The sequence below is a fragment of the Salipiger sp. PrR007 genome, from assembly GCF_010499845.1.
GTDB classification, from domain to species: Bacteria; Pseudomonadota; Alphaproteobacteria; order Rhodobacterales; family Rhodobacteraceae; genus Salipiger; species Salipiger pacificus_A.
This window is the reverse complement of sequence record NZ_JAAGOZ010000010.1, coordinates 87,879-113,248: the sequence shown is the minus strand read 5'-3', so window position 1 is coordinate 113,248 and position 25,370 is coordinate 87,879. Positions and strand designations below refer to the sequence as shown.

Sequence of the window (25,370 nt, the reverse complement as noted above, 5' to 3'; positions counted from 1 at the left end):
ATGTACCCTATCTTCCGGTTTGTACCGTGTATGCCGATATGGTTGCGAGGGACGGCGGCTCAGTCAAGTGTTTTCTCGGGGCTCACCGCAGGCGCATGGTGATGTCCTGATCATAGTTTCCGAAACCGCGCCCGAAGATGTTCAACCCTCCGGGATGCTCGGCATCATCTCGCACGCCGATGCGGACCCGGATCGAACGGTGCCTGTCGACCTCCAGATCCGTCAACGTCACATCCGAAACCCGCAAGCCGTCTACGTAGGTGCCTTCGCCGTTGATACGCCACGTCTTCAGCTTGCCGTATTGAGACCCCGCCAGTTTCCACCAGGCGGGTGTGAAAACCCCCCGCTTGTCGCCGAAATCGCCGGGTGACGTCCAGGTGGCGACATGAGTCCCGTTCACACTCAGCGAGATGTCGGAGGGCCAGTCGGCGGAGGTGCCAGGCACTTCGGAGCTCAGCTCCATGGAGAACTCGAGTGACTGAACCGGCTTGTTCAACAGTTTGGCATTGTTGGGAAACTGATACTCAACAAAGCCCCTGGTGAACCAGAGGAGCCCTGCCCTCATGCGTTCGGGATCGAGAAAGGTATCGGGCACGTCGAGCAGGCCGATCACCCCCTCGGCAGAGCACAGCCCGCAGGGAGCGGTCACTTCGACTTGCGAATAGAGACCGAGCGGCATGGATACTTCGATCTCGTCGTCGCGCACCTCCGGTCTCTGGTCGCCAAGAGCCACGAGGATCTCGGTATAGACTGGCTGACAGACCTTCTGGTTGCCCTTGCGGGCCTTCTGGATGTCGGTGGCGACAAGGCCCACGCTCTCGAGAATCTGCATGTTCGAAGAAATCGTGGACTGCGGGAGAGAGAGTTCGGCCGCGACCTGATTGACGTTCATTGGGCCGGTCTTCGCCAGAAGTTTCAGGATCGAGATACGTACCTCGCTCGCCAGACCTTTCAGAACATCGAACTGAGCGATCGGATCGACGACGAGCAGCTTGTTGGTCATCTGGATGGCCTTTTCCGGCGAACACTGGTCATATATATCCGAAGATCGGGTATAAAAAAAGAGCCAATCCACCTTGCTGCTTCATGAGCAGGGCATGTCCGCATGGCTTGGCCTATCAGCGCGCCTCGATTCAGACGCCCGGCCGCAGAGATCTCCATACCGGGAGATCGCAGGACGATGATGGGTCAGCGATCAACTTGGGCCGATCGGTGGGGGCAGATCAACGGCCACGCTGCACGACGAGGCGATCGGCGCAGACCATGCACGGCTCAGAGGTCAGCGGCCGGTTTCTCGTGAACCGCCTGCCGAGGATTGAACAGAGTTCCGCTCGATCAGCGGGCATTCCACCTTGATCTGGTCATGCCTGTTGGGCATCCCCCCAGCCATGTCCAGAAGCATCTCTGCCGCGATCGCCCCCATTTCCGCGTGGGGCAGGACCAATGTGGTCAGCGGCGGCCGCATGAACTGGGCGATCTCTCGGTCGTCGAAGCCCACTACGGCGACGTCTTCAGGAACCCGCAATCCCAACTCGCGAAGCGCGTCATAGCAGCCGAGGGCCATCATGTCGTTGGCACAGAAAATCCCGTCGGGAGGCGTGTCCGACGCGAACAGCGCCATCGTCCCATCGTATCCAGCCGAGGGCTCCCAGTTGCCCGGAACGACGAGCCTGGGATCGAAGGGAAGATCGTTGCTCGACAATGCCTGCCGGTAGCCGCGGAGCCGGTCGCGGGACGCGTCGATACCCTCCTCGCCATTGATAAACGCGATCTGCCGGCAGCCTGCCTCGATCAACCGCTGGGTCGCTGTCCGCCCGCCGACGAGGTCGCCCGGCAAGACAGAGGGCAGTTTGCGCTTCGGATCATAGCAATTGACCAGCACAGTCGGCGTGTTGAAGAAGACCTTGGGCGGGCTGATCTGCCGCGTCAGGATGGTGCCGTATAAAAAACCCAAGACCTGCTGATGCGCCATCTGCTCGAGGATCTGGTCTTCGAGGGCCTCTTCGCCGCGCAGCACCGCCAAGGTCACCGCGATGCCCTGTTCGAGCGCCTTCTCCCGCGCGCCATCGAACGCCAGGGACATCCAGGGATCGGAGGTGAGCTCGTCCACAACGAAGCCGATCATCTTCGACTCGACCGGCATTTTCGGCTGGCCGCGCGCCGCGAGGTGGTAGCCCAACTCTTCCGCGGCCATGCGGACCCGCTCGCGGGTGGCTTGGCTGAGCCGCGCTCCTGCGCTGCCGTTCAGGACCAGCGATACCGTCGCCTGCGAGACCCCCGCCCGCGCCGCCACATCCATCATCGTCGGTCGCAAATGCCGCCCTCCTGTTGGCCCCCGGGCGTCTGTATACCGGCACCCCGAGCAAGGTCTAGCTCATCGCTGCATGTGGCGGATGCGGTCGAATGCCACGGCGATCACGATAAACGTCCCTATGAACATGCCTTGCCAGAACGTCGAAACTCCCAGCAGGATCAGCGAGTTCCGGATGACCTCGATCAGCAGGGCACCGACAACCGCGCCAAGCGCCGTGCCCTCTCCGCCGTTGAGATTGGCGCCGCCGATCACCGCCGCTGCGATCACCGTCAACTCCATCGCATTGCCAAGGTTCGTCGTCACGCTGCCCAGCCATCCGGCCATCAGAATACCCGTCAACCCGGCGGTGAATGCCGAGAACATGTAGACCGAGACCTTGAGCCGCGACACCGGGATGCCGGTAAGCGTTGCCGCCTGCTCGTTCGAGCCGATGGCGAACAAATGCTGCCCCCAGCGGGTCCAGCGGAACACGAAGGTCATCACCAGCGTCAGAGCGATCAGCGCAAAAAGCGGATGAGGCAGCCCGAACGTCGCCCCGCCGCCGATCCAGAGCAGGAGGTCGTGGTCGGGTCCGAACTCCCAGATCATCTTGTTGTCGGACAGGACCATCGCGGCCGAGCGCGCGGCCGAGAGCATGCCGAGCGTGACCACAAAGGGGGGCATGCCGGCGTAGGCGATCAACACCCCGTTGATGAATCCGACCAGCAGCGCCACGCCAAGGGCGGCCAGCGCCGAAAGCCAAAAGGCGTGGCCCGCCGCCATCAGGACGCTGATGACCATCGCCGTAAGGACGACCGTCGAACCTACCGAGAGGTCGATCCCGCCCGAGGCGATCACCGCAGTCATGCCGATGGCGATGATCGCGACGAAGGCGAAGTTGCGCGAGACGTTGAACAGGTTGCGCGAGGTGGCAAAGGAATCCGTGGCCAAACTGAGCGCGACGCAGGCGATCACCGCTGCGAGAAAGACCCAGAACACCTGCATGTTGGCAACACGGGCCACGGCACTTCGATGCTGGGCCAGATCGATGACATCTTCGATTGATGAGGACATGGGCTTCCTTTCTCAGGCTTTGTCGATCGCGCCGGTGATGAGACCGGTGACCTCTTCAGGCGAGCTCGAGCCGACCGGTTTGCTCGCGACCAGAGCGCCACGGCGCAGGACGGCGATGTTGTCGGCGACCGCGAAGACATCGGGCATGCGGTGGCTGATCAGGAGAACGCTGATCCCCTCGTCCCGCAGGTGCCGGATCAGGTCGAGCACCTCGGCCACCTGCCGCACGGAGATTGCCGCCGTTGGCTCGTCGAGCAAGACCAGCTTGGCCTTCGACAGCAGCGTGCGGGCGATGGCCACCGCCTGCCGCTGCCCTCCTGACATCCGGCGCACCACGTCGCGCGGCCGGGTCTCCGACTTCAGCTGCTGGAAGAGTTCGCCGGCCCGGGCATGCATCCGCGGGTAGTCAATCACGCGGATCGGGCCGAGCCTCCGTGTCGGCTCGCGCCCCAGAAAGACGTTCGACGCGGCGGTCATGTGATCGCAGAGCGCAAGATCCTGGTAGACCACCTCGACCCCGGCGCGCTGCGCTTCGACCGGCTGGTGGAAGGCGACCGCCTGGCCGTCGACTCGCATCTCTCCCGAGGATGGGCGGAAATTGCCGGCGATGATCTTAACCAGCGTCGATTTCCCTGCACCGTTGTCGCCCATGAGCCCCAGGACCTCGCCCGGGCCTATCTCGAGCGAGACATTTTCGAGCGCCCTGATGGCCCCGAAATGCTTCGATATTCCATTCAATTGCAGACGTGACACCCTTTGGTCTCCTCCCTGGCTCCTATGGAATCTGTCCCCTTCCGGCGTCCGCAGCCCGCGCCGAAGCAGTCGGCGGATCCGGGCTGCGATTGGAATAATCATACTTGACCAATTATTAGCTGCAAATATTATTAATTTTATTATTTGCATGGAGGAGGAGATGCGGGTTCCTTTGATACTTGGTCGGTACGGCGGGCCGCTGCGCAGGGATTTCTTGCGTGTCGACGATCTGGTCTCTGCAAGGCTCGCCGCGCTCGACACTCCGTCCGCAACACGCAGGCTCTTCAATATCTCGATGAACCAGCCCATGGACTATGGCCGCGCCGCCGCATTGCTGACGCAGACCCGCGGACTGGAGCCTGTCGACATCGCCATCTCATTTCGCAGCAACTGGTTCAGCAACGCACAGGCATGGGCGGAACTGGTCTGGCACCCCCTTACTGATCTTGAGGTCCTGATCGAGCGAGCATGGAGCTTCGAGCGAAGCTCCGACGAGCCTCGTCGCATCTGGTACCCGGGCTGAACCCGGGACCTGGCGAGAGGAAACGCGCAACCCCAGGGAGGACTGAAATTGAAACGTGACATCGCAATTCTGGCGACGACGGCCCTTGTGGCACTCTCCACCAGCGCCGTCATGGCGCAGGACAGCAAGACACTGGCCATCGTGGTGAAGGGGCTCGACAACCCCTTCTTCGAGCAGATCAACCTCGGCTGCCAGCAGTGGATGAAGGAGCACGCGGACAGCGAGTACGAGTGCCTCTACACCGGTCCGGCCTCTTCGACCGACGAGGCCGGCGAGGTACAGATCGTCGATGACCTTCTGACCAGCGGGGTCGCGGCCATCGCCATCTCGCCCTCAAATGCACCGGCCATGGCCAACAGGGTCCGCGCGATCGCTCCGGAGGTGCCGGTGATGACCATCGACGCCGATTTCATTGCCGAAGACCGAGATCTGCGTGCAACCTACCTCGGAACCGACAACTACCTGATGGGCGTCAAGATGGCGGAAGAGGCGGCCAAGCTGAAGACCGAAGGCGGCACCGTCTGCTTGCAGCTCGGCAACGTCGCGGCGGACAACATCAACGCCCGGGCGCAGGGATTCCGTGACACCGCCGCGGGTGAGAAAGGCGTAGACCGGCTCACCGGCCAGAATGGCTGGACCGAAATCGAGGGATGCCCGGTTTTCACAAATGATCAGGCCGACCTCGCGAACCAGCAGATGTCGGACGTCTTCACCGCGAACCCGGATCTCGACGCCTTCATCCTCATCGGCGGATGGGCGCAATTCGCGCCGCAGGCATACGCGCAGGTGACCGACCAGGTGATGGGCAAGCTGCAGAGCAAGGAGTTGGTCATCATCGCCGGCGACACCCTGCCGCCGCAGACCAAGGCCTTCCGCGATGGGCGCAGCCACGCCCAGGTCGGACAACGCCCCTTCGAAATGGGACTACGGGCGCCGGACGTCATGATCCAGCTGATCAATGGCGAGACGGTGGACGATCCGCTCTTCACGGGCCTCGACGTCTGCAACGCGGACGATCCCGGCTTCTGCGCCGACAATTGATCGGAGCAGGCTTGCCGTACCAGACCGGACTGGTCGCCACCCGTCGTGGCGGCCGGTCGTCAAGAGAGCATCTCCGCGCATCTGGCGACATACGGGACGGAAGACAATGTCCTGACCCCAAACCTTCTTGCTGCGGCGGCCGCCGTGGGCGCGGGCGCAGCGCACGCGCAGGACTAGCCAGACCTCGGAATGCTCAAAGCCGAATCTCCAGGAGAACCGAAGCCAGGCACTTGCCGTGGGCATCGAGCGCGAGCGAGCGGGTGACGCCACCGGTGAGCGCACCGCGGATCACGAAGTTCAATGCGCACAGTTGAGGCAACGCGTAGCGTGTCACGTCCGCCGCCATCACACCGCCGAGGTGCCGCGCCACCCGCTCGGGCGTCAGCTCGCGATCGATCAGCGGCCAGTCTTCGACCCTGTAGGCAATCACCGAGATGTTCGAAGTGTCGCCCTTGTCGCCCGTACGGGCATGCGCAATCTCGTGCAGTTTCATGGCGTCCTCCTTCGGATACCGGGATCCGAGGCGCTCAGGCCTCGATCCCCTCGGTGAGTTCGACGCGCACCGAGACCGATGCGGCGGGAATGAGCGTCGAGGCGACGGCAATGATCTCGCGGCTGGAACGGCTGACACCTCCGCCACCGGCCGGGCCGCAGAGATAAAGGCTCTCGACCTCCTCGCCGATCCGTTCCGCGGCCTCCTCGTCGGCGCAGCGTGCAGCGATCCGGAGCCGGACCTCGGAAGGATCCGCTGCGCCGCGCGCCGCCGCGGGCGCAACCGCGTCCAGTCCAATGAGCTCTGACCTCTCCTCGAGGATGCGCCCTCCCAAATCCGCCAGGCGCCGATGCACCACCTCGGCTGCCAGCCGTCCGCGTGCCACGCAATTGGCCCCCGCATAGGAGATCTGCCCCTCGCCGCGCCAACCGTCGCGGTAGCCCACCGAAACCTTGAGCTGCCCGCTCGCAGGATGCCCCGAGCCACCGGTGACCAGCACTCGGTCGGGGCCGACTTCTTCGAGCTCGACCTGCGAAAAATCCGCGACCACATCCGGCTGGATGTAGCGTGCCGGATCATGGATCTCGTAGAGCAGCTGCTCGGTGCAGGTGGCACGGGTGACCAGGCCGCCGGTGCCCGGCAGCTTGGTGATCACCGCGGTACCATCCTCCGATACCTCTGCCAGCGGGAAGCCCACCTCCGCGAGATCGGGCACCTCTTTCACCCCGGGATCGGCAAAATAGCCGCCGGTGATCTGCGCCGAGCATTCCAACAGGTGGCCGATCAGCGTGCCACGTCCGAGCCGCGCCCAGTCGTCCATCGCCCATCCGAAGCGGTGTACCAGCGGGGCGAGGAAGAGCGCCGGGTCCGAGGCGCGCCCGCAGATCACGATGTCGGCTCCGGCGTCGAGCGCCTCGACGATGCCTGCGACGCCGATATAGGCGTTGGCTGAGATCAGCCGGTCTTCGAGGGCCCGCGCCGGCGCGCCGGTTTCGGTCAGCAGGCTGTCGCCGACGAGGCCCAGGACATCGTCCCCGGTGACGGCTGCCACGGTCAAGGGCAGGCCAAGCTCGCGCACCACGGCGCGGGTGCGCTCGGCAGCGGCGCGGGGGTTGGCCGCGCCCATATTGGTGACGATCCGCGTGCCATTGCGGGCACAGGCGGGCAGCACGGCGCGCATGCGGCGCTCGAGCAGAGGGTCGTACCCGGCCGAGGGATCGGCAAGCCGCGCCTGCTGGGCCAGCGCAATGGTGCGCTCCGCAAGGCATTCGAAGATCAGGAAATCCAGCTCTCCACGCTCGGCCAGATCGACGGCCGGGGCGATGCGGTCTCCCTGGAAGCCCGCGCCGGTACCGATGCGCACCACACTCATGCTACGGCCCTCCCCTGTGCGCGGCCCACCGCACGGGCCCCGAAGAAGATCGCCAGGGCAACGAATGGCGTGGCCAGCATCGGCCAGATCGCCAGCGCGATGATGACCAGCAGCAATAGAATGTCGAAACCGCGCTTTCCGGTGAGGGGCGCGCCGCTCAGCAGCGCCGGAACCGCCAGCACCAGCGCCATGCCCGCAGCCACAGCTTCGATGATTCCGACGATGCCGCCCGACATGGTCATGCCGGGATAGAGCAGCAGCAGGAAGGGCACGAGGTAGGTCACCGCGCCAAGCCGCACCGCCTCGCCCGCGGCGGGCAGCCAGTTGGTACCTGCGATGCCCGAGCCGACGAAGACCGCGACGCAGACGGGCGGGGTGATCACCGAGATCGTGGCGAAGTAGAAGACGAAGAGATGCGCCGCGAGCGGATCGACCCCCACGGCGGTCATCGCCGGGGCGAGCACCGCGGCCACCAGCACATAGGCGGCGGTGGTCGGCAGGCCCATGCCCATGATCAGGCAGACCAGCCCGACGATGATCGCCACCAGCACGACCGAGTCGCCGGCCATGGTGACGATCAGCGAAGACAGCGTCACGCCGATGCCGGTCATGTTGATCATCGAGACCAGCACCTGCGCCCCGGCGAGCAGCACGCCGATGATCACCATGCCCTTGCCCGCGTCCTCCAGCCCGTCGATCACCCGCCCGGCCATTTCGCGCGGGTTCAGCCGTCCGGCCTGGGTGGCGACGAAGGCGATCAGCAGGCCGACGACCCCGTAGAAGGCGGCGGTGGCGATCGACCGGCCGAGCCATATGCCGATGCCAAGACCGCCAAGCGCGGCGAGGATCGGCAGCACCCGGCGCGGCGCGGTGATGGTTTTCCAGTCGGGCATCTCGTCCTCGGGCACAACGGCAAGCCCGCGCTGCTGCGCGACGAAATGCACGGTGACGAAGACCGACACGTAAAAGAGCATGGCGGGAAGGATCGCGCCGACGATGATGGTGGTGTAGGGCACGCCGAGGATCTCGGCCATGACGAAGGCGGCGGCACCCATGATCGGCGGCGCGATCTGCCCGCCGGTCGAGGCCACAGCTTCGACCGCCGCCGCGAAGGGGCGCGGGTAGCCGAGCCGGATCATCATCGGGATAGTGAAATTGCCGGTGGTGGCGACATTGGCCACGGCAGAGCCCGAGATCATTCCGAAAAGCCCCGAGGCGATGGTGGCGATCTTCGCCGCGCCGCCCGGTTGGCGACCGCCGAGACGCATCGCCAGGTCCATGAAGGCCTGCCCGCCGCCCGAATGCAGCAGCAGCGCCCCGAAAAGCACGAAGGCCGCGATCACCGTTGCAGCGACGCCGGTCAGCATCCCCCAGATGCCGAGATCGCCGAGAAAGATGGTCTCGGTCACGAAGGCCGCGTCGAAGCCGCGGTGGCTCAGCGCGCCGGGCAGCAGGTTGCCGAACAGCGCGTAGCCGATGCCGATCAGCACCAACACGGGGAAGATCAGCCCGACTGTACGCCGCCCGAGCTCGAGCACCGACAGCACCAGACCGACGGTCAGCGCCATGTCGAGCGTCGTCGCCCAGGGCAGCGAGGTCATGATTTCATCGTAGTTCCAGACCACGTAGCCGCAGGATCCCACCGTCACCGCGCAGAGCACGAGGTCGATGGCGAGCCCGAGCGGGCGCCAGGATTTCCCGGCGCCCAGCGGGTAGAGCGCGAAGCCGAGGGAGGCCACGAGGGCGAGGAAGATCGCCCGCTGGATCAGCCCTTCGAATGGGCCGGTGGCGGCGGTGTAGAAGACGAAGGCCCCGACGAGGATCGCCAGCCCCTTCTGGACGCGCTCCAGTGTCATGTCAGCTCCCCGGCTGCAGCTTTGCGGGAATCTCGAGTCCCTGCTCCTCGAACCAGCGCGCCGCGCCCGGATGCAGCGGGACGGTGCCGTAGTCGAGCGTCATCTGCGCAAGATCCGCGCCCTTCAGGCTTGCCATGGCATTGGCCTGCGCGCTATCATCGGCCATGATCGCCGAGACGATCTTGTAGGCGGTCTCGTCGTCCATCGACGCGGTTGCCGCGACGCCGACGCCGAAGCTCCAGGTGGTATAGGCGGGGATGCCGTCGGCGGCGCCTTCGGGGATGTCGATCACCGAGATGTCGGGCATTTTCTCGCGCAGGGTGTCTGCCTGGGCGTCCGAGAGGCCGACCACGGTGATGTCGGTCGAGGTGGCGATGTCCATGGTCGAGCCGTCGAGCTTCAGGCCCGACCCCGATTTCACGTAACCCGCCACCCGGTTGTCCTTGATCGCGCCGACGATGTCGGTGGTCGAGCCGCGCACGTAGTCGGCATTGAGACCGAGCGTGGCAAAGACCGCCTCGGTGGTCGACTCGGTGCTAGAGCCCTTGATTCCGGGGTTGAAGCGCACGCCCGAGAGGCCCTCCAGGCTGTCGACGCCTGCGTCTTTGCGCAGGATCACATTCTGCGGTGCGTTGGTGTAGACCCACAGAAGGCGCAGGTCCTGCGCATTGCCCTCGAAGTCATTGGTCCCCGACACCGCGTGCTGTGCGGTGTTGGTGGTCACGAGGCCTAGGTCGACCTGCCCGCGCGCCATGCGGCGGATATTGTCCATTGTCGCGCCGGTCTCGACCACAGAGGCCTTCAGCCCCTCGGCCTTCTCGTTGATCAGCTGGCCGACGGCGACGAAATACCCGTAGTGGCTCGACGAGGCCGAGGTCGATCCGATGAGCAGATCCTTGTCCTGCGCCAGCGCCGGACCGGCAAGCAGGGTTGCGCCCATGAGGGCGTAGAGCGTTGTTTTCATGGTGTCCTCCCTTGGACCCCGGCTTCGGGATCGTGGAATGCACCATGACCGAAGTTGTTTGTTGCCTGAAGTGCGAATTTTGGCATAATTCGTGCATGGAACGCAGCAATCCGTCTTTTGCCGATTTCAACGCGGTGCTTGTCCTGCTGCGCTGCGGCTCGTTTCGCGCGGCCGCCGAGGTGCTGGCGCTCTCGCCCTCGGCGCTGTCGCGGCAGATCACCGGGCTCGAGGCGCGGCTCGGCGCGCGGCTCTTCGACCGCGACACGCGCAACGTCGCGCCCACCGCCTCGGGACTGGCCTTCGGGCGCGTGGCCGAACGGATGATCAACACCGCCGAGGACGGTATGGCGGAATTCGAGGCGCATATGTCGGCGCGAAATGGCCGACTGACCATCGCCGGACTGCCTTCGGTGACCGCGGGCCTGCTTCCGGGGTTGCTGCGCAGCTTCTCGGCCACCCATCCCGACATCGACCTGCGCATTGTCGACGCGCTTTCGGGCAGCGTGATCGAGGCGGTCGAGGCCGGGATCGCGGAGATCGGCTTCACCGCCGGTACGCTCTCGGCGCGCAGCCGCCTCACCTTTCAGCCGCTGATGGACGATCGTTTCGTGGCGATCAGCGCGCCGGAAGGACCCTTGCACATCGAACGGGACTACACTTGGGAAGAACTCGTCGAAATGCCCTTCATCGCGATGGCACAGGGCACCAGCGTGCGCGAGTTGATTGACGGCGCCTGCCTGCGCATCGGCCATACGCTGGCGCCGCGTTTCGAGGTGGCGCATCTCGCCACGGCGGGCGCACTCGTGGCCGAGGGATTGGGGATCACCGCGCTGCCGACGCTCACGCTGCCGGTGTTGCGTACCGATGCGCTCGTGCAGCGGGAGATCATCGGCTTCGGAGCCCGGCGCCGCATCGGCCTCGTTCGCCGGTCAGGCCAGTCGCTGTCGCCCGCGGCACAGGCCTTTCTGGCCCACGTCCGCGAGTCGAGCCTGCCAAGGCGGGAGCTCTCGCGCCCCTAGATCGCCTGACATGTTGCCATCTTCTGGACAGTCCCCTAGCCCGGAGGATCGCCGCCATGCTGTCGGTCATCGCCTCTGCCAGGCTTGGATTGACAACAAGAAGCCGTATGACCGCGCGTCCGGGCCGGGCTGGAGGCCCGCTGCACCGGTCCCGCAAGGCAGGGTGATCGCCGGCGTCTCGCGACAACACGAAAGGGGTCGCGGAGATCTGCGGTCCCTACCCGTCGGGCCGGGCTCTGGCCACCGTCTGCCGCGTGCCTTCTACCCCGACAGGCTCTCGAACAGGCGCGCCACGGCTTCGGCTCCCGGATCGACCTGTCCCTTTAGCTGGTCGGCGTTGATGTAGGCCGCACGGCCGGCCTTGGCGGTGTCCATCTCGGCGGTTCGGTTCGCCCCCTCCCGAGCGGCGCGCGCAGCCTCGTCAAGCCCGCCCGCCAGATGGTCCAGCGCAGGTTTCAGCGCATCGATCATCGTGCGGTCGCCGGGACGCGCACCGCCGATTTCCTGCATTCGGTCGAGCCCCGCGTTCAACGCCTCGCGAAGCGATTGCCCGCTCGAGGCGGCGTCCCCGGCGGCCGCGAAGAAGATCGCCAGCAACACGCCCGACGAGCCTCCCATCGTCTGGCTCAGTTCCAGCCCGATGGCCCGGTAGAGTTGCGTGTGGTCCGCCAGCGGCAGGCGATCCATTGCGCCTAGCAGCGCCCGCGCCGCCCCGGCCAGCGTGGAGCCTGTGTCGCCGTCGCCCGCCCTCGCGTCGAGCGCGTTGAGATCGGCCTCGGCGCCAATGAACACCTCGCAGCAGCGTTGCAGGAAGCGTCGAGTCTCAGGGTGGTCGGACGGCAGCGGTCGGATCGGGCGCAGCCCGTCGGGCAGATCGATCACCTCGACCGGGCCGAGCGCCGAAAGACCCGGCCAGGCCGGCAGCGGCACCGGAGATTTCAGCGCCATCAGATCCTCGGTGCCCGCCGGGTAGACCGAGACCGAAAAACCGCGCATTTCGAGCGAGGTCATCATCGCGGCCGGACCGATGATGTGATGCAGCCTGTCGCCGATGGCAGACTTGCCCAGCTCGTAGGCGAGGATCTGCATCTCGAGCACCGAGGCCCCGCCGAGGTTGTTGAGCAGAGCCACATGCGGCTTGCCCGGCTGCATATGGTCGGCCAGACGCTCGGCAACCATCTCCATCGCTCCGCGCGCGTGGATATAATCGACCTGCTGCGCCCCGGCCTCGCCATGGATGCCGAGGCCGAGTTCGGCCTTGCCGGGCTGGATGCGCGCCTCCTTTGGCGCGCCCGGCACTGTACAGGTATCGAGCGACATGCCGATGGTGCGCGTGCCCGCGATGACCCGTTCCGCCGCCGCGCGCACGCTGGCAAGATCGGCGCCGTTTTCGGCCAGAGCCCCGGCGATCTTGTGCACGAGAAGGGTGCCTGCCACCCCCCGCGCCTGCGGCAGATGCGGAAGCGCGATGTCATCATCCACCACCACCATCGCGACGTTGAGGCCAAAGGCCCGCGCCCGCTCGGCGGCGAGACCGAAGTTCAGCCGATCACCGGTGTAGTTCTTGACGATCAGCAGGCAGCCCGCCGGGCCGGTGACCGCGAGGATCCCGGCAAGCACCGCGTCGACCGAGGGCGAGGCGAAGACGTCGCCGCAGATCGCGGCGGTCAGCATCCCTTCGCCGACGAAGCCAGCATGCGCAGGTTCGTGCCCCGAGCCACCGCCCGAGACCAGCGCGACCTTGGACTTGTCCCAGCTCGCGCGCAGCACCACGCGGATATGCGGGTAGCCGTCCAGCCGTGCCAGGCGTCCTCCCGAGGCCGCGACCACGCCATCCACCGCCTCGGCGACGATGTCTTCCTTCAAGTTGATGAACTGGGTCATGGGGCTCTCCTCAATGGACGCGCGCGCCGGAGGCGTCGAAATAAAACGGGGCGTCGGGGGTGATCTGCACGATGTCTCCCGCGCGCAGGCCGGTATGGGCGTCGGTCACGGTGATCAGGTCGTGATTGCGAACAGTCAGATGCAGCCGGGTCTGGTCGCCAAGATGCTCGACCCGGACGACCCGGCTCTCGGCGCCATCCCCCTGCCGGATCTGCTCGGGCCGCAGGCCGATGTAGCGCGCATCCGAAGGGGCACCGGCGAAAAGGTCGGCGGGCAGGATGTTGATGCGCGGCAGGCCAAGGCGGCTTGCGGCATAGATGCTGACCGGATCCTCGTAGATTTCGCGCGGGGTGCCGAACTGAACGAGCCTGCCGTGGTCCAGAACGCCGACGTGGCTGGCCATGGTCATCGCCTCGATCTGGTCGTGGGTCACATAGAGGAAGGGCACCCCGGAGTGCGCTTGTATGTTCTTCAATTCGACCCTGAGGTCGGCGCGCAGCTTGGCGTCGAGCGAGCTGAGCGGCTCGTCCATCAGGTAAACCTCGGGACGGCGCACCAACGCGCGGCCAATCGAGACCCGTTGCATCTCGCCGCCCGAAAGCGCGGTGGCCTTGTTGTCCAGCTTGTGGGTGATCTGCAGCATTTGCGCCACCTCGCCCACCTTTCGGACAACTTGCGCGTCGTCGTAGCGCAGCAGCGGGGACTTCAGCGGGAAGGCGAGGTTCTCGCGCACCGTCATATGCGGGTAGAGCGAATACTGCTGGAAGACCATCGCCACGTTGCGCTGCGCCGGGGTCATGCGGGTGACGTCGACGCCGCCGATGGCGATGCTGCCCGCGTCGGGCCGGTCCAACCCCGAGACGAGCCGCAGCGTCGTGGTCTTCCCCGCGCCGGTCGGCCCGAGCAGAACCACGAAGGCGCCGTTCGGAACAGTCATCGTCACATCGTCGAGCGCCAAGGTATCGCCGAAACGCTTGGTCAGATTCCGGAGCGTGATCTCAGCCATGGCGCAGCACCTTCTCGTTGGCGGCCGAGCGAAGCGCACGGCCGGTTCCGGCGTCGAACAGTGTCAGCGTACGGTCGTTGAAGCTGAGCCCCGTGGTCAGGTCCACCCGCACCGGATCGCGGCTGGAGATACGGGCCTTCACTTCGCCATGCGCAGCCTCGAGCGTGATGATTTGCGTGGTGCCGAGGTATTCGACCGCCCGCACCACGGCGCGGTAGTCCGATGTGTCGTCCAGCCGCACGTGCTCGGGGCGCACGCCCAGCACCAGCTTCCCGGCATGGCCCTCGCGAAGTTGCGGTATGGCTTGCGCGAAGGAGCCGAGCGCGACCGAGGCATAGCCCCGCGCAGCGCTGCCCTCGAAGCTCAGGAAATTCATCGGGGGCGAGCCAATGAACTTCGCCACGAAGAGGGTCGCGGGCCAATCGTAGATCTCCTGCGGCACGCCGAATTGTTCGACAACGCCGTGGTTCATCACCACGATCTTGTCGCCCATCTGCATCGCCTCGAGCTGGTCATGGGTGACATAGACAGTCGTCGCGCCCATGCGATCGTGCAGGGCGCGCAGCTCCTCGGCCATGTGTTCGCGGAACTCCGCATCGAGCGCCCCCAGCGGCTCATCCATGAAGAACGCCTTGGGCGCGCGCACGATCGCCCGCCCCAAGGCCACGCGCTGCCGGTCACCGCCCGAGAGCCCGCCCACCGGCTTTTCGAGAATGTCGGTGATCCCGAGGATGCGCGATACCTCTTCGACCTTGGCCCGCGCCGCCCTGCGCGACATGCCCTGGCTGATCAGAGGGTAGGAGATATTCTTGCGCACGTTCATATGCGGGTAGAGCGCGAACATCTGGAAGACGAATGCGATGTCGCGCTGGCTGGCGGGCCTCCGGCCCACCTCCTCGCCGTCGATATAGATCTGCCCGGCGCTCGGCATCTCGAGCCCCGCCATCATCCGCAGCGTGGTGGTCTTGCCGCAACCCGAGGGGCCGAGCAGCATGAAGAACTCGCCGTCCTCGATGGTGAAGCTCGAGGATTGCACGGCGGTGAAGGCTCCGAAGTCCTTGCGCAGGCTGTCGATGCGTATCTGGGCCATGGGGTCTCCGCTTCAGTCGGGAAAATGGCTGACGACGATGAACATCACCGTGCCAATCAGCGTGACGGGAAAGGACCACGAGTAGGCCCAGAGAACGAAAGGCTGCATCAGCATCACCACGCCGAGGGCGATCAGGATCGAGGCGGCCATCTCCCAGGGGCCGCGCCGGAAGATGCGGCGCTTGGCGGGGGCGGGGCTTTCGGGGATCGTGGCGGCCTTGCTCATTTGCGCACCGCTCCGAAGGTGATCCCGCGCAACAGGTGCTTGCGCAGCAGGATGGTGAAGACCATGACCGGCAGCAGGAACAGCGTGGCCCCCGCCGCCACAGCGGGCCAGTCTTGCCCGGCGTTGCCGATGATCGTGGGGATGAAGGGCGGCGCGGTCTGGGCAGTGCCCGAGGTGAGCAGCACCGCGAAGGCGTATTCGTTCCAGGCGAAGATCAGGCAGAAGATCGCGGTCGAGGCGATGCCCGTTGCGGCCTGCGGCAGCACCACCTTGTAGAAGGCCTGGAAGCGCGTGTAGCCGTCGATCAGGGCCGCTTCCTCGTATTCCTGCGGGATCTCGTCGATGAAGCCCTTGAGCAACCAGACAGAGAGCGAGAGGTTCACCGCCGTGTAGAGCAGGATCATCCCGGCATGGGTGTCCGACAGGCCGAGCGAGCGGAACATCAGGAAGATCGGGATTGCCACGGCGATCGGCGGCATCATCCGGGTCGCGAGGATGAAAAACATCAGGTCATCCTTCAGCGGCACCTTGAAGCGCGAGAAGGCATAGGCAGCCAGCGTGCCCAGGAAGACGCTGAGAAAGGTCGAGCCAAAACCGATGATCACCGAGTTCATGAAACGCTCGCCAAAGCGCGAGGGGCCCGCGATGGTCAGCCCCTTGGACTGCACGATGCGCTCGTACCAGGTCTCAGGCGGGTTGGCCGCGAAGTACTCGGCGGTCTGGCGGGTCTGCGTGGTGAAGAGGTTCACGTAGCCCTCGAGCGATGGGGTGAAGACCACCTTCGGCGGGTACGCGATGGCATCGGCCGAGGACTTGAAGCCTGTCGCGATGATCCAGACCAGCGGCAGGATGGTGACGATGGCATAGAGCGCCACCAGCGCGCCCGCGACCCACTTCTGCCGCGGCGAGGGTTCGGTGATCGAGTAGCCGCTCATCTTTCCTTCACCTTGTTCAGCGCCTTCACGTAGATCGAGGCGAGGCCGAAGACCGTCACGAAGAGAATGATCGCATAGGCCGAGGCATAGCCCGTGCGCCATTTCTCGAAGGCCTCGCGCTTGAGGTCGATGGAAGTCAGCGTCGTGGTGTTGCCGGGTCCGCCACCGGTCAACTGCACCACCAGGTCGAACATCTTGAAGTTCTCGATCCCCCGGAAGAGCACCGCCAACATAAGGAAGGGCAGCGTCATCGGCAGGGTGATGGTCCAGAATTGCCGCCACTTCGAGGCGCGGTCGCATTCCGCCGCCTCGTAGATCGAGTCCGGGATCGAGCGCAGCCCTGCGAGGCAGATCAGCATGACGAAAGGCGTCCACATCCAGGTGTCGACAATGATGATTGCCCAAGGCGCCAGGGACACGCTGCCGATCATCGAGAAGCTGGTGGGGTCCACGCCGGTGAAGAAGGCCACCACGTAATTGAACAGGCCGATCTGCGGCTGGTACAGGAAGGTCCAGAAATTCCCCACGACGGCGGGCGACAGCATCATCGGCAGCACGATGATCGTGGTCCACAGGTCGTTGCCCCTGAACTTGCGATTGATCAGCCAGGCAAGCGTGAAGCCGATCAGCACCTGCAGCACGATGGTCCAGCACAGGAAATGCGCCGTCGCCTGCATGGTCTTCCAGATGTCGCCGTCGGTCAGGATGCGGTGGTAGTTGCGCAGCCCGATCCACTCGACCTCGGCATTGGGCCGATTGGCGCGGAAGTTGGTGAAGCTCAGGCGGATCGTCCAGATCAGCGGGAAGATGTTCACCGCAAGCAGCAGGAAGACCGTCGGAGCCACGAAAATCCAGGCGATGGCCCGGTCGGACAGGCCGCGGAACCGGCGCGCGAGACCAGGCGGCGTCGCCTCGGCGGCGCGCGCGATGACGGAATGGGACATGGGGCGGGTCTCTTCGAAACGTTCGGTGCGATGCGCGGAGCCATCCTCTCGTCCGGCTCCGCGTGCGGGACCGCCTGTCCGGGGACGTTGCGGCCGGCGGCTGGTCACATCTTGCCTTCGTCTTCGAAGACTTCGGTCCAATCCTCGACCAGCTTGTCGAGCGCCTCCTGCGCGGTGCCCTGTCCGGCCACCACGTAATTGTGCACCCGGTCCTGCATCGAGAGCAGCAGCGAGGCATAGGACGGCTCGGCCCAGAAATCCTTCACGATCGCCATCGAGTCGAGGAAGGTCTGCGCATAAGGCTGGCTGGTGGCGAATCCGGGATCCTCGACCACCGCCTTCAGCGCCGAGTAGCCCCCAAGACCCCACCATTTCGACTGTATTTCGGGCTGGGCGAACCACTTGATGTATTCCAGCGCCGCGTCCTGGCTGTCGGAGTAGGAGACAACCGAGATCCCCTGCCCACCGAGCTGCGCGAAATGCCCGTCCGGTCCGGGCGGGTTGGGGAAGTAGCCCGACTTGCCACCGCCGACGTTCGGGTCGGCCTCGACCCCCGGCCAGATGAAGGCGAAGTTCATCTGCAGCGCCACCTGCCCCGATTTGTAGGCGTCGATGTTCTCGGACATGTACCAATCCGACGAGCCCGGTGGGGTGCAGCAGTCGTAGAGCGCCTTGTAGTACTCCAGCCCCTTCGCAGCCTCGGGCGAGTTCACCACCCCCTCGAGCTTGTAGGGCTCCTCGGGCGTGCCGTAGTTGAAGCCGTAGTTGTAGAGCGCGTTGGTCACGCCCATGGTGATCCCCTCGGAGCCGCGCTCGGTGTAGATGGCCGCGCCATAGACCGTGGTGCCGTCGATCTCGCGACCCTGGAAGAATTCGGCAATGTCCTTCAGCTCTTCCAGCGTGGCGGGCACCGTCAGTTCGCGGCCGTATTTTTCCCGGAACTCCGTTTGCAGCTCTGGCCGCTCGAACCAATCCTTGCGGTAGGTCCATCCGACGACGTCCCCAAAGGCCGGCAGGGCCCAGTAATTCGGCGTGCCCTTCGGCCATTCGGAGTAGCCGGTGACCGTGGCAGGGATGAAATCATCCATGCTGATGCCATTGGCCTCGAAGAAATCGTTCAGCTTCACGTAGTGGCCCGCCTCGGCCCCGAGGCCGATCCACTGGCTGTCGCCGATCATCAGATCGCAGAGCTGGCCGCCGGAGTTCAGCTCGTTGAGCATCCGGTCGGCGAAGTTGGGCCACGGAACGAATTCAAAGGACATCTCGTGTCCGGACGTCGCTTCGAAGTCCTTGGACAGCTCGACCAGCGCATTGGCCGGGTCCCAGGCCGCCCAGCACAGGGTGAGCTCATCCGCCTGCGCCGCCCCCGCGAGGGCAAACAAGGCAGTCGCGACCGCCGGAGCGGTGTATCGGATAGTCATTGGTGCATCCTCCCAGAGATAAGGCCGGGCTCCTCTTCCCGACTCATTTATCTTTACCAAGGGTAAGTGAGGTACGTGCCTCAGATCAAACCATTTCTGAGGCACGTACCTCATGAAGGTTGCTTTCCGCCTGAAAACAAAGAAGACTCCGGGAGAAATCCAAGGCCCGAGTCCCCCATGCGCCCGACCACCAAAGACCTCGCCAAAGCTGCAGGCGTCAGCCTCGCGACCGTTGATCGCGTGCTGAACGGACGACCGGGCGTGCGCGAGAAGACGGTGAAAACCGTCAACGAAGCGATTGAACGCATTGGTTTTGTCCGCAACCAGTCCGCCGCCAATCTCGCGCGCGGGCGGCGGTATCGTTTCCAGTTCCTGCTACCCGAGGCCGGGGATGACTTCCTCTCCACGCTGGTCGAGCGCATCGAGGAATCGCGCGCCGCCTTCCTCTCCGAAGCGCTCGAGATCTCGATGCGCCGGGTGCTGTCGAACGACCCCCATGTGACCGCCAAGGCCCTTGCCCGTGTTTCGCCCGCGCTGGTGGACGGCGTGGCAATCATGGCGCCCGAAAGTCCTCAGGTGCGGGATGCCACCACCCGTCTCCAAGAGCGTGGCGTCGAGGTGGTTCAGTTCATCACCGGCCAGCCGGGCCTGCGGCCCGTGGATTTCGTCGGGGTGGACAACAACTCGGCGGGCGCCTCTGCCGGGCGGCTTCTGGGACGGTTTCTTGGCGAGCGGAAAGGCAAGATCCTCGTGGTGTCCGAGACGATGAACTCGCTCGACAGCGTCGAGCGACGGCTCGGTTTCGACACGGTTCTGACCAACGACTTCCCGAACCTCTCGGCCCTGCCCTCGCTCGAGACCTACGGCGACCCTGAACGCACGCAGGTGGTGATCGCCAATTCCTATGCCAATCATCCGGACATCGTCGGCGCTTACCTGATGAGCTCCGAGGCGCGCCAGCCGCTCGAGGCGCTCTGCAGATCTTCCGACCCGCTGTGCCAGGTGATCATCGCGCATGAGCGTACGCGCTACAGCGAGGACAAGCTGCGCGAAGGCGCGCTCGACGCGGTGATCGCCCAGGACCCCGGACACCTCGTGCGCAGCGCCATCCGCGTGCTCAAGGCACGCACCGACGGGCGCGAGCCGCTGGCCTCACAGGAGCGCATCCGGATCGAGATCTACATCAGGGAAAACCTCGGCGTCCTCTGACGGCGGACGCGGGCCGCAAGTCCAGGCGCCCCGGCCCGCCGCTCTTCAGGAAAAAGCGGAGCGCAGGGCGACCGGTTCGGGCCCTGCCCTGTGCCCGGGCCCCGGCACGACCGCCCGCCTTCGAGACGCGCGGCCGAGAGCGCGGTCACCCCGCCGGAATCTCGCCCACGTCCACCGGGACTTGGTAGCCGCGCTGCACAGCCGGGCGCGCGCGCAGGCGTCGATACCACGCCCGCACGTTGGGGAAATCGGCCAAGTTTACGCCATGCCACGCGTAGCGCGCGACCCAGGGCCAGCAGGCGATGTCGGCGATGGAATATTCGTCGACGATATGTGCGCGCCCTTCGAGTTGACTGTCGAGCACGCGGTAGAGGCGCTGTGCCTCGCCGCCGAAGCGCTCCTCGGCGTAGGCTGACTTGCCAGGATTGAAGTGCAGGAAATGGTGCGCCTGTCCGAGCATCGGGCCGAAGCCGCCCATCTGCCACATCAGCCAGCCCATCACCTGCATGCGCGCATCCAAGGCCCCGGGAAGGAACGCCCCGTGCTTTTCGGCGAGGTACCACAGGATCGCACCCGACTCCATCAGCGCGAGCCCGGTCCCCTGATCGACGATGGCAGGAATCCGGCCGTTGGGATTGATCGCCAGGAACTCGGGCGACTTCTGCGCGCCCGATTGCAGGTCGACCGGATGCACCCGGTACTCGAGACCGAGCTCCTCGAGAAGGATCGACACCTTGCGCCCGTTGGGCGTGGACCACGTGTAAAAATCAATCATGCATGCGCCCTTTCCGCCATGGCTCCGTCGGGCCAATCTAGGACGACCATACGTTGCATGCCGAGCCCAAATGCGCCTTGCCGACGTTTCTCTCAGTCCCGGTCGACCTGAAGTGCGGCCAGAACCTCTTCGGTATGCTCACCAAGGCGCGGCGCCGGAAGCCGGGCTTCGCAAGGGGTGCGGCTGAGTTTTACCGGGAAGCCGAGCATCCGCACGGTCCCCCGGTCGTCGCCATGCGGCACATCGATCGCCATTTCCTGCGCCTGGATCTGCGGATCGGCGAAGACCTCCTTCAGCGTCTGAATCTTGCCTGTCGGCACTCCGGCCCTGTTGAGACGCAGGATCCAGCTCTCGCGGGTGTCATGCGCCAGCGCCGCGTCGAGGATGCCGTGCAACTCCTTGCGGCGGGCAAAGCGCTTGTCATTGCTGTCAAACCGCGGGTCCGACAGCAGGTCCGGCAGGCCGATCTCGGCCAGCAGTCGCCCCAGCACCTGGTCGTTCGAGGCGGCAATGGCGATCTGACCGTCGGCGGCGTTGTAGAGCCCGTAGGGCGCAACCAGAGGATGGTCGTTGCCGGTACGCTGCGGGTTCTCGCCGGTGACGAAATGCTCCGAGGCGAGATAGGCCATCATGCTCAACACGCCGTTGACCATCGAGGTCTCGACGGCTTGGCCGACGCCATCGCGGTTGCGCCCGTGCAGCGCCGAGACGATGCCGAAGGCGGTGTAGAGCCCGGCCACGAGGTCGGTCACCGGCTGGGCGGCGCGCAGAGGCGGCGTGCCCTCGGGGCCGTTGACGCTCATGAAACCGCTCATCGCCTGCGCGATGAAGTCGAAGGCCGGGCGGTCGGTATATGGACCGGTCGAGCCGAACCCGTTGACGCTGGCCACCACCAGCCGGGGGTTGATCTCTTCGAGCCGCTCTGGCGGAAACCCCATGCGGGCCAGCACGCCGGGGCGGAAATTCTCGACCAGCACGTCGGCGGTTTCCAGCAAGCGCGTAAGGTCGGCGCGACCCTCGTCGGAATAGAGGTCGAGCACCACCGATTTCTTGTTGCGATTGAACCCTGCGAAGTACCACGAGAACCCATCCTTGTGGTGCCCCTGACCGCGCACGGGATCGCCTGCCGGGCTCTCGATCTTGATCACCTCGGCGCCCATGTCACCAAGCAACATGGAACAGAACGGCCCCGACAGCACACGGGTCAGGTCGATCACCCGGACCCCGTCGAGCGGCGGCTTGAGATCGGCACTCATCATGCGCGGCTCCCGCTCGACGAGCGGACCTCGTCGCGTCGGTACTGGCGCAGGCGTGGGCCGGCCTTCATGACCTGTCCGGGAAGTTTCTGGCCCAGTGCCGCCTCGGTGCGCCGCGCCACATCGATCAGCGCCTCGAGGTCGATGCCCGTCTCCACGCCGCTCTCGTGCAGCAGGTAGACAAGATCCTCCGTGCAGATATTGCCTGTCGCGCCGGGGGCGAAGGGGCAGCCGCCGATCCCGGCGACGCTCGCCTCATAGCGGGTGATCCCCTCGCGCAGCCCGGCATAGGCGCAGGCAAGACCAACGCCCCGGGTATTGTGGAAATGCAAGGCAACGTCGGCCTGCGGCACCTCGGCGGCCAGCGCCCGGCAACGGTCCTGCACCAAACGCGGCGTTGCCATGCCGGTGGTATCGCCCAGCGAGATCCGGGTGATACCGTTGTCGGCATAAGCCTTGGCGACATGCACGATGTCGGCGACCGGGACATCCCCCTCGAAGGGGCAGCCGAAGGCCGTGGCAATGGCGCCGTAGACGGCGATGCCCGCCTCCTGCCCCATCCGGGCGATCTCGGCCGCGGCGGCCAGCGACACGTCGCGGGAGCAGTTTACGTTGGCCTGGTTGTGGCTCTCGGAGGCCGAGAGGAACACCACCATCGCATCGACCCCGGCCTCGATGGCGCGGGCGGCGCCGCGGGCATTGGGCACCAGCGCGGTCAGCTCGGCACCGTGGCTGCGGTCGATCGCGGCCATGACCTCGGCGGCATCGGCCATGTTCGGCACCGCGCGCGGCGCGACAAAGGAGGTGACCTCGAGCTGCGGCACGCCCGCCGCGATCAGCCCGTTGATCATCTCGATCTTCACGTCTGTCGGAACCGGGGCCGGCCAGGCCTGCAGCCCGTCGCGGGGGCCGACATCCACGATCCGAACTCTTTCGGGGAACCCCTCCAGCGTGACCTTGGTCATGAGCCCTCCTCCAAAAGCTGTTGATGTGGTCTACCGGCGTGGTATACCACTCTCGCAGGGAGGGTCAATCTAGACCATGAAGACGGACAAAGCAGCGGACAGCGCGGCATTGCCGCAGGCGGAGCGCGCGTTGCAGGACATCCGGAAGGATATCCTGTCGATGGCCTTTGCGCCGGGCGAGGCGGTTTCGGAACGCGCGCTGCAGGACCGCTACGGCATGTCGCGGACGCCGATCCGCGCGGCTCTGGCAGCGCTGACCGCCGAGGGGCTGGTCGACCGCGACCCGCGCGGCGGCTACATGATCGCTCCCATAGACCTGCAAGAAATCCGCGACCTCTTCGAATTTCGCGAAGAGCTGGAAGATACGGCGGTACGCCTTGCCTGCCGCCGCGCCAGCCCCGAGGCCCTGGCCGCGTTGCGCGCCACCGTCGATCGTGGACGCACCGATTTCCGGGTCGAGGACTGGCTCGCGTCGGGGCTCGACGTGCACGTCGAGCTGGCCGCGCTCTCGGGCAACCCCTTCCTGCGCGACGCGGTGCGCGCCGCGGTCGGCCGCGCCCTGCGCCTGCGCTGGCTGCTGGCCAGCGACGCCGCGCAGCGCGAGACCGCGTGGCAGGAACATAGCGAAATCCTCGATCTCGTCGCCGCTGGTGACGAGGACGCGGCGGCCCGCAAGGTCCGGCTGCACACCCGCGCGGTGCGCGACCAGATCCTCGAGGCTGTGGAAGGCGCGCGCCGGTTTCTGGGCACGCGCGGTGTCGTCGATCACAAGAGGGGTGACGGCGACACGCATTGAGGCAACCCCGGGGGAGGGAGACCCCGGTGAAAACGGCCCCTTGGGCCAGAGGACGAAAGGGAGGAACCATGTCCTATTTGCGCAAATTCATCACCGGAGCGGTGCTCGCCACCGGCTTGACCGGCGTCAGCGCGGTCACCGCCAATGCGGCGGAATGCATCGCGCCGGCCGATCCCGGGGGCGGTTGGGACTTCACCTGCCGCACCGTGGGACGGCTGCTGACCGACCTCGGCCTCGAGGAGAGCACGGTTCAGGTCACCAACATGCCCGGCGGCGTGGGTGCAGTCGCCTTCGCCAATGTGGCAGGCAAGCGCGCTTCCGAGGGCGACCTCCTGGTCGCCACCTCGACGGTGGGCGTGACGCAGATCGCGCAGGGCAAGTACCCGGGTGGAATCGACGTGATGCGCTGGGTGGGCATGCTGGGCACAGACGTGGGCGTGATCACCGTGCCGGCGGACTCCGAGTATGAGACCATCGGCGACCTGCTCGACGCGCTCAAGGCCGACCCGACCTCGGTGCCGGTGGCGGGTTCCTCGGGCGCCGGGGGCTGGGACCACATCCGCCTGTTGATGCTGGCCGATGCCGCGGGCATGTCCGGCGAGGATTACAAGGCAATCCGCTGGGTACAGTTCGATGGCGGCAGCCCCGCCGTGACGCAGATGCTCGGCGGTCAGGTCGGAGCCGTGTCGACCGACCTCGGCGAGATTGCCGGCTTCGTGGAATCGGGCGACATCAAGATCCTCGCGGCCCTGTCGGACGAGCCGATTCCGGCCTTCCCCGACGCGCCCACCGCAAAGGACCAGGGCCTTGACGTGACCGGCTACAACTGGCGCGGCTTCTACACGGGCGGCGATGTCTCGGACGAGGACTACCAGGCCTGGGTCGACGAGCTGAAGTCGCTCTTCGACACGAAGGAGTGGAAGGAAGCGGCCGAGGGCAACGGCCTGATCACCGTCTGGCGCGGCGGCGAGGAGTTCGAGGCCTATGTCGCGGACCAGGCCAAGCAAATGGAAGAGATCTCGCGCAGCATTGGTGTCATCCAATGATCGACCGCATCGTCGGGGCCGTGGTCTTCGTGATTTCGGTCTCGGCCTTCTGGGTTGCGCGCGGATATGAGGCGGGTTTCGGGGATCCCCTGGGCCCCGCCGTGTTTCCGCAGATGGTCGCCGCACTGGCGGCCATCCTCAGCCTCGGGCTGATGCTGCGCCCCGATCCGAACCCCAAGGCCCAGTCGCGCCCGGCGCTGGCCCGGCAGGTCGCCACCGTGACCGTGCTGGCGTGCTACGTGCTGCTGCTCGAGCCGCTCGGCTTCCCTCTCTCCACGACGCTCGGCACCGCCTGCCTCGCGCTGCTCTTCGGTGCCGGTCCGGCCAAAGCGACGCTGACCGGCGCGGCGGTGGGCGTGTCGCTCTTCGTGATCTTCGACAGGGTGCTGGGACTGCCCTTGCCCTTCGCGCCTGCATTCTTCGGCTAGCG

25 protein-coding genes are annotated in these 25,370 nt (G+C 65.7%); 7 read left to right on the top strand and 18 right to left on the bottom strand.

Annotation, left to right across the window (positions count from 1 at the left end; genetic code table 11):
* Positions 1 to 82: 82 nt before the first annotated feature.
* From G0Q01_RS03060 to G0Q01_RS03045, 4 genes are all read right to left on the bottom strand, one after another.
* Complete coding sequence (locus tag G0Q01_RS03060; RefSeq protein WP_108970712.1) at positions 83 to 1,003, bottom strand: transcriptional regulator; 921 nt, start codon at positions 1,001 to 1,003, stop codon at positions 83 to 85.
* A gap of 276 nt (positions 1,004 to 1,279) precedes the next feature.
* Positions 1,280 to 2,314: a LacI family DNA-binding transcriptional regulator gene (locus tag G0Q01_RS03055; protein ID WP_235939532.1), complete on the bottom strand. Its 1,035-nt coding sequence runs from the start codon at positions 2,312 to 2,314 to the stop codon at positions 1,280 to 1,282.
* 60 nt (positions 2,315 to 2,374) lie between these two features.
* Complete coding sequence (locus G0Q01_RS03050) at positions 2,375 to 3,367, bottom strand: ABC transporter permease (protein ID WP_164190140.1); 993 nt, start codon at positions 3,365 to 3,367, stop codon at positions 2,375 to 2,377.
* Positions 3,368 to 3,379: 12 nt separating this feature from the next.
* Entirely contained in the window at positions 3,380 to 4,120 is a 741-nt protein-coding gene (locus tag G0Q01_RS03045; protein ID WP_108970715.1) for an ATP-binding cassette domain-containing protein, read from the bottom strand.
* Positions 4,121 to 4,280: 160 nt separating this feature from the next.
* On the opposite strand from G0Q01_RS03045, the gene G0Q01_RS03040 reads away from it, so the two are divergent.
* Positions 4,281 to 4,643 carry an NAD(P)-dependent oxidoreductase gene (locus G0Q01_RS03040; RefSeq protein ID WP_164189967.1) on the top strand — a complete coding sequence of 121 codons (363 nt, stop codon included), beginning with the start codon at positions 4,281 to 4,283 and terminating at the stop codon, positions 4,641 to 4,643.
* Positions 4,644 to 4,691: 48 nt separating this feature from the next.
* Positions 4,692 to 5,684: a substrate-binding domain-containing protein gene (locus G0Q01_RS03035; protein ID WP_235939523.1), complete on the top strand. Its 993-nt coding sequence runs from the start codon at positions 4,692 to 4,694 to the stop codon at positions 5,682 to 5,684.
* A gap of 193 nt (positions 5,685 to 5,877) precedes the next feature.
* Here G0Q01_RS03035 and G0Q01_RS03030 read toward each other — a convergent pair whose 3' ends face one another.
* Genes G0Q01_RS03030 through G0Q01_RS03015 form a run of 4 tightly spaced genes read right to left on the bottom strand, consistent with a single transcriptional unit; the run spans position 5,878 to position 10,369 of the window.
* Positions 5,878 to 6,177: a hypothetical protein gene (locus G0Q01_RS03030; protein ID WP_164190138.1), complete on the bottom strand. Its 300-nt coding sequence runs from the start codon at positions 6,175 to 6,177 to the stop codon at positions 5,878 to 5,880.
* 34 nt (positions 6,178 to 6,211) lie between these two features.
* The gene (locus G0Q01_RS03025) at positions 6,212 to 7,549 is read right to left on the bottom strand and encodes an acyclic terpene utilization AtuA family protein (protein ID WP_164190136.1); all 1,338 of its coding nucleotides are present in this window, start codon (positions 7,547 to 7,549) and stop codon (positions 6,212 to 6,214) included.
* Positions 7,546 to 9,405, bottom strand: a complete 1,860-nt coding sequence (locus G0Q01_RS03020) for a TRAP transporter fused permease subunit (RefSeq protein ID WP_164190134.1) — start codon at positions 9,403 to 9,405, stop codon at positions 7,546 to 7,548. Before G0Q01_RS03020 ends, G0Q01_RS03025 begins: the two co-directional genes overlap by 4 nt.
* 1 nt (position 9,406) lies before the next feature.
* Positions 9,407 to 10,369, bottom strand: a complete 963-nt coding sequence (locus G0Q01_RS03015; RefSeq protein ID WP_164190132.1) for a TAXI family TRAP transporter solute-binding subunit — start codon at positions 10,367 to 10,369, stop codon at positions 9,407 to 9,409.
* Between the two features lie 95 nt (positions 10,370 to 10,464).
* Between G0Q01_RS03015 and G0Q01_RS03010 the strand changes: the two genes are divergently transcribed.
* Complete coding sequence (locus G0Q01_RS03010) at positions 10,465 to 11,388, top strand: LysR family transcriptional regulator (protein ID WP_164190130.1); 924 nt, start codon at positions 10,465 to 10,467, stop codon at positions 11,386 to 11,388.
* Positions 11,389 to 11,649: 261 nt separating this feature from the next.
* On the opposite strand, the gene G0Q01_RS03005 is transcribed toward G0Q01_RS03010, so the two are convergent.
* The 7 genes from G0Q01_RS03005 to G0Q01_RS02975 form a co-directional block, all read right to left on the bottom strand.
* Positions 11,650 to 13,272, bottom strand: a complete 1,623-nt coding sequence (locus G0Q01_RS03005) for a dihydroxyacetone kinase subunit DhaK (protein WP_164190128.1) — start codon at positions 13,270 to 13,272, stop codon at positions 11,650 to 11,652.
* Between the two features lie 10 nt (positions 13,273 to 13,282).
* Positions 13,283 to 14,278: an ABC transporter ATP-binding protein gene (locus G0Q01_RS03000; RefSeq protein ID WP_164190126.1), complete on the bottom strand. Its 996-nt coding sequence runs from the start codon at positions 14,276 to 14,278 to the stop codon at positions 13,283 to 13,285.
* A complete protein-coding gene (locus G0Q01_RS02995) occupies positions 14,271 to 15,368 on the bottom strand; it encodes an ABC transporter ATP-binding protein (protein WP_164190124.1) in 1,098 nt (365 codons plus the stop codon). The genes G0Q01_RS03000 and G0Q01_RS02995 overlap by 8 nt, the downstream gene beginning before the upstream one ends.
* Positions 15,369 to 15,380: 12 nt before the next feature.
* Complete coding sequence (locus G0Q01_RS02990; RefSeq protein ID WP_164190122.1) at positions 15,381 to 15,593, bottom strand: hypothetical protein; 213 nt, start codon at positions 15,591 to 15,593, stop codon at positions 15,381 to 15,383.
* Entirely contained in the window at positions 15,590 to 16,528 is a 939-nt protein-coding gene (locus tag G0Q01_RS02985) for a carbohydrate ABC transporter permease (RefSeq protein WP_164190120.1), read from the bottom strand. Before G0Q01_RS02985 ends, G0Q01_RS02990 begins: the two co-directional genes overlap by 4 nt.
* Positions 16,525 to 17,472, bottom strand: a complete 948-nt coding sequence (locus G0Q01_RS02980; RefSeq protein WP_108970727.1) for a carbohydrate ABC transporter permease — start codon at positions 17,470 to 17,472, stop codon at positions 16,525 to 16,527. Before G0Q01_RS02980 ends, G0Q01_RS02985 begins: the two co-directional genes overlap by 4 nt.
* Before the next feature lie 104 nt (positions 17,473 to 17,576).
* Positions 17,577 to 18,893, bottom strand: a complete 1,317-nt coding sequence (locus G0Q01_RS02975; RefSeq protein ID WP_164190118.1) for an ABC transporter substrate-binding protein — start codon at positions 18,891 to 18,893, stop codon at positions 17,577 to 17,579.
* A 177-nt stretch (positions 18,894 to 19,070) separates the two neighbouring features.
* On the opposite strand from G0Q01_RS02975, the gene G0Q01_RS02970 reads away from it, so the two are divergent.
* Positions 19,071 to 20,102 (top strand): LacI family DNA-binding transcriptional regulator, encoded by a 1,032-nt coding sequence (locus G0Q01_RS02970; protein ID WP_164190116.1) that lies wholly within the window; start codon positions 19,071 to 19,073, stop codon positions 20,100 to 20,102.
* Between the two features lie 145 nt (positions 20,103 to 20,247).
* Here G0Q01_RS02970 and G0Q01_RS02965 read toward each other — a convergent pair whose 3' ends face one another.
* From G0Q01_RS02965 to G0Q01_RS02955, 3 genes are all read right to left on the bottom strand, one after another.
* On the bottom strand, positions 20,248 to 20,877 hold the full coding sequence (locus tag G0Q01_RS02965) for a glutathione S-transferase family protein (protein WP_164190114.1): 630 nt from the start codon (positions 20,875 to 20,877) through the stop codon (positions 20,248 to 20,250).
* A gap of 92 nt (positions 20,878 to 20,969) precedes the next feature.
* Positions 20,970 to 22,136 (bottom strand): CaiB/BaiF CoA-transferase family protein, encoded by a 1,167-nt coding sequence (locus G0Q01_RS02960; protein ID WP_235939519.1) that lies wholly within the window; start codon positions 22,134 to 22,136, stop codon positions 20,970 to 20,972.
* Entirely contained in the window at positions 22,133 to 23,098 is a 966-nt protein-coding gene (locus tag G0Q01_RS02955) for a hydroxymethylglutaryl-CoA lyase (protein WP_164190111.1), read from the bottom strand. Before G0Q01_RS02955 ends, G0Q01_RS02960 begins: the two co-directional genes overlap by 4 nt.
* 76 nt (positions 23,099 to 23,174) lie before the next feature.
* Between G0Q01_RS02955 and G0Q01_RS02950 the strand changes: the two genes are divergently transcribed.
* The 3 genes from G0Q01_RS02950 to G0Q01_RS02940 all read left to right on the top strand — a co-directional run bounded on the left by G0Q01_RS02950 (position 23,175) and on the right by G0Q01_RS02940 (position 25,368).
* On the top strand, positions 23,175 to 23,894 hold the full coding sequence (locus G0Q01_RS02950) for a GntR family transcriptional regulator (RefSeq protein WP_164190109.1): 720 nt from the start codon (positions 23,175 to 23,177) through the stop codon (positions 23,892 to 23,894).
* A 68-nt stretch (positions 23,895 to 23,962) separates the two neighbouring features.
* Positions 23,963 to 24,940, top strand: coding sequence for a tripartite tricarboxylate transporter substrate binding protein (locus G0Q01_RS02945; protein WP_108970733.1), 978 nt, complete (start codon positions 23,963 to 23,965; stop codon positions 24,938 to 24,940).
* Positions 24,937 to 25,368, top strand: coding sequence for a tripartite tricarboxylate transporter TctB family protein (locus tag G0Q01_RS02940; protein ID WP_164190107.1), 432 nt, complete (start codon positions 24,937 to 24,939; stop codon positions 25,366 to 25,368). The genes G0Q01_RS02945 and G0Q01_RS02940 overlap by 4 nt, the downstream gene beginning before the upstream one ends.
* Positions 25,369 to 25,370: the final 2 nt, after the last annotated feature.

Excerpts from the sequence above, each read along its gene's own strand:
- G0Q01_RS03060 (WP_108970712.1), bottom strand. The coding sequence starts at position 1,003 with ATGACCAACAAGCTGCTCGTCGTCGATCCGATCGCTCAGTTCGATGTT.
- G0Q01_RS03050 (WP_164190140.1), bottom strand. The coding sequence starts at position 3,367 with ATGTCCTCATCAATCGAAGATGTCATCGATCTGGCCCAGCATCGAAGT.
- G0Q01_RS03040 (WP_164189967.1), top strand. The coding sequence starts at position 4,281 with ATGCGGGTTCCTTTGATACTTGGTCGGTACGGCGGGCCGCTGCGCAGG.
- G0Q01_RS03030 (WP_164190138.1), bottom strand. The coding sequence starts at position 6,177 with ATGAAACTGCACGAGATTGCGCATGCCCGTACGGGCGACAAGGGCGAC.
- G0Q01_RS03025 (WP_164190136.1), bottom strand. The coding sequence starts at position 7,549 with ATGAGTGTGGTGCGCATCGGTACCGGCGCGGGCTTCCAGGGAGACCGC.
- G0Q01_RS03020 (WP_164190134.1), bottom strand. The coding sequence starts at position 9,405 with ATGACACTGGAGCGCGTCCAGAAGGGGCTGGCGATCCTCGTCGGGGCC.
- G0Q01_RS03015 (WP_164190132.1), bottom strand. The coding sequence starts at position 10,369 with ATGAAAACAACGCTCTACGCCCTCATGGGCGCAACCCTGCTTGCCGGT.
- G0Q01_RS03010 (WP_164190130.1), top strand. The coding sequence starts at position 10,465 with ATGGAACGCAGCAATCCGTCTTTTGCCGATTTCAACGCGGTGCTTGTC.
- G0Q01_RS03005 (WP_164190128.1), bottom strand. The coding sequence starts at position 13,272 with ATGACCCAGTTCATCAACTTGAAGGAAGACATCGTCGCCGAGGCGGTG.
- G0Q01_RS03000 (WP_164190126.1), bottom strand. The coding sequence starts at position 14,278 with ATGGCTGAGATCACGCTCCGGAATCTGACCAAGCGTTTCGGCGATACC.
- G0Q01_RS02995 (WP_164190124.1), bottom strand. The coding sequence starts at position 15,368 with ATGGCCCAGATACGCATCGACAGCCTGCGCAAGGACTTCGGAGCCTTC.
- G0Q01_RS02990 (WP_164190122.1), bottom strand. The coding sequence starts at position 15,593 with ATGAGCAAGGCCGCCACGATCCCCGAAAGCCCCGCCCCCGCCAAGCGC.
- G0Q01_RS02985 (WP_164190120.1), bottom strand. The coding sequence starts at position 16,528 with ATGAGCGGCTACTCGATCACCGAACCCTCGCCGCGGCAGAAGTGGGTC.
- G0Q01_RS02980 (WP_108970727.1), bottom strand. The coding sequence starts at position 17,472 with ATGTCCCATTCCGTCATCGCGCGCGCCGCCGAGGCGACGCCGCCTGGT.
- G0Q01_RS02975 (WP_164190118.1), bottom strand. The coding sequence starts at position 18,893 with ATGACTATCCGATACACCGCTCCGGCGGTCGCGACTGCCTTGTTTGCC.
- G0Q01_RS02970 (WP_164190116.1), top strand. The coding sequence starts at position 19,071 with ATGCGCCCGACCACCAAAGACCTCGCCAAAGCTGCAGGCGTCAGCCTC.
- G0Q01_RS02965 (WP_164190114.1), bottom strand. The coding sequence starts at position 20,877 with ATGATTGATTTTTACACGTGGTCCACGCCCAACGGGCGCAAGGTGTCG.
- G0Q01_RS02960 (WP_235939519.1), bottom strand. The coding sequence starts at position 22,136 with ATGATGAGTGCCGATCTCAAGCCGCCGCTCGACGGGGTCCGGGTGATC.
- G0Q01_RS02955 (WP_164190111.1), bottom strand. The coding sequence starts at position 23,098 with ATGACCAAGGTCACGCTGGAGGGGTTCCCCGAAAGAGTTCGGATCGTG.
- G0Q01_RS02950 (WP_164190109.1), top strand. The coding sequence starts at position 23,175 with ATGAAGACGGACAAAGCAGCGGACAGCGCGGCATTGCCGCAGGCGGAG.
- G0Q01_RS02945 (WP_108970733.1), top strand. The coding sequence starts at position 23,963 with ATGTCCTATTTGCGCAAATTCATCACCGGAGCGGTGCTCGCCACCGGC.
- G0Q01_RS02940 (WP_164190107.1), top strand. The coding sequence starts at position 24,937 with ATGATCGACCGCATCGTCGGGGCCGTGGTCTTCGTGATTTCGGTCTCG.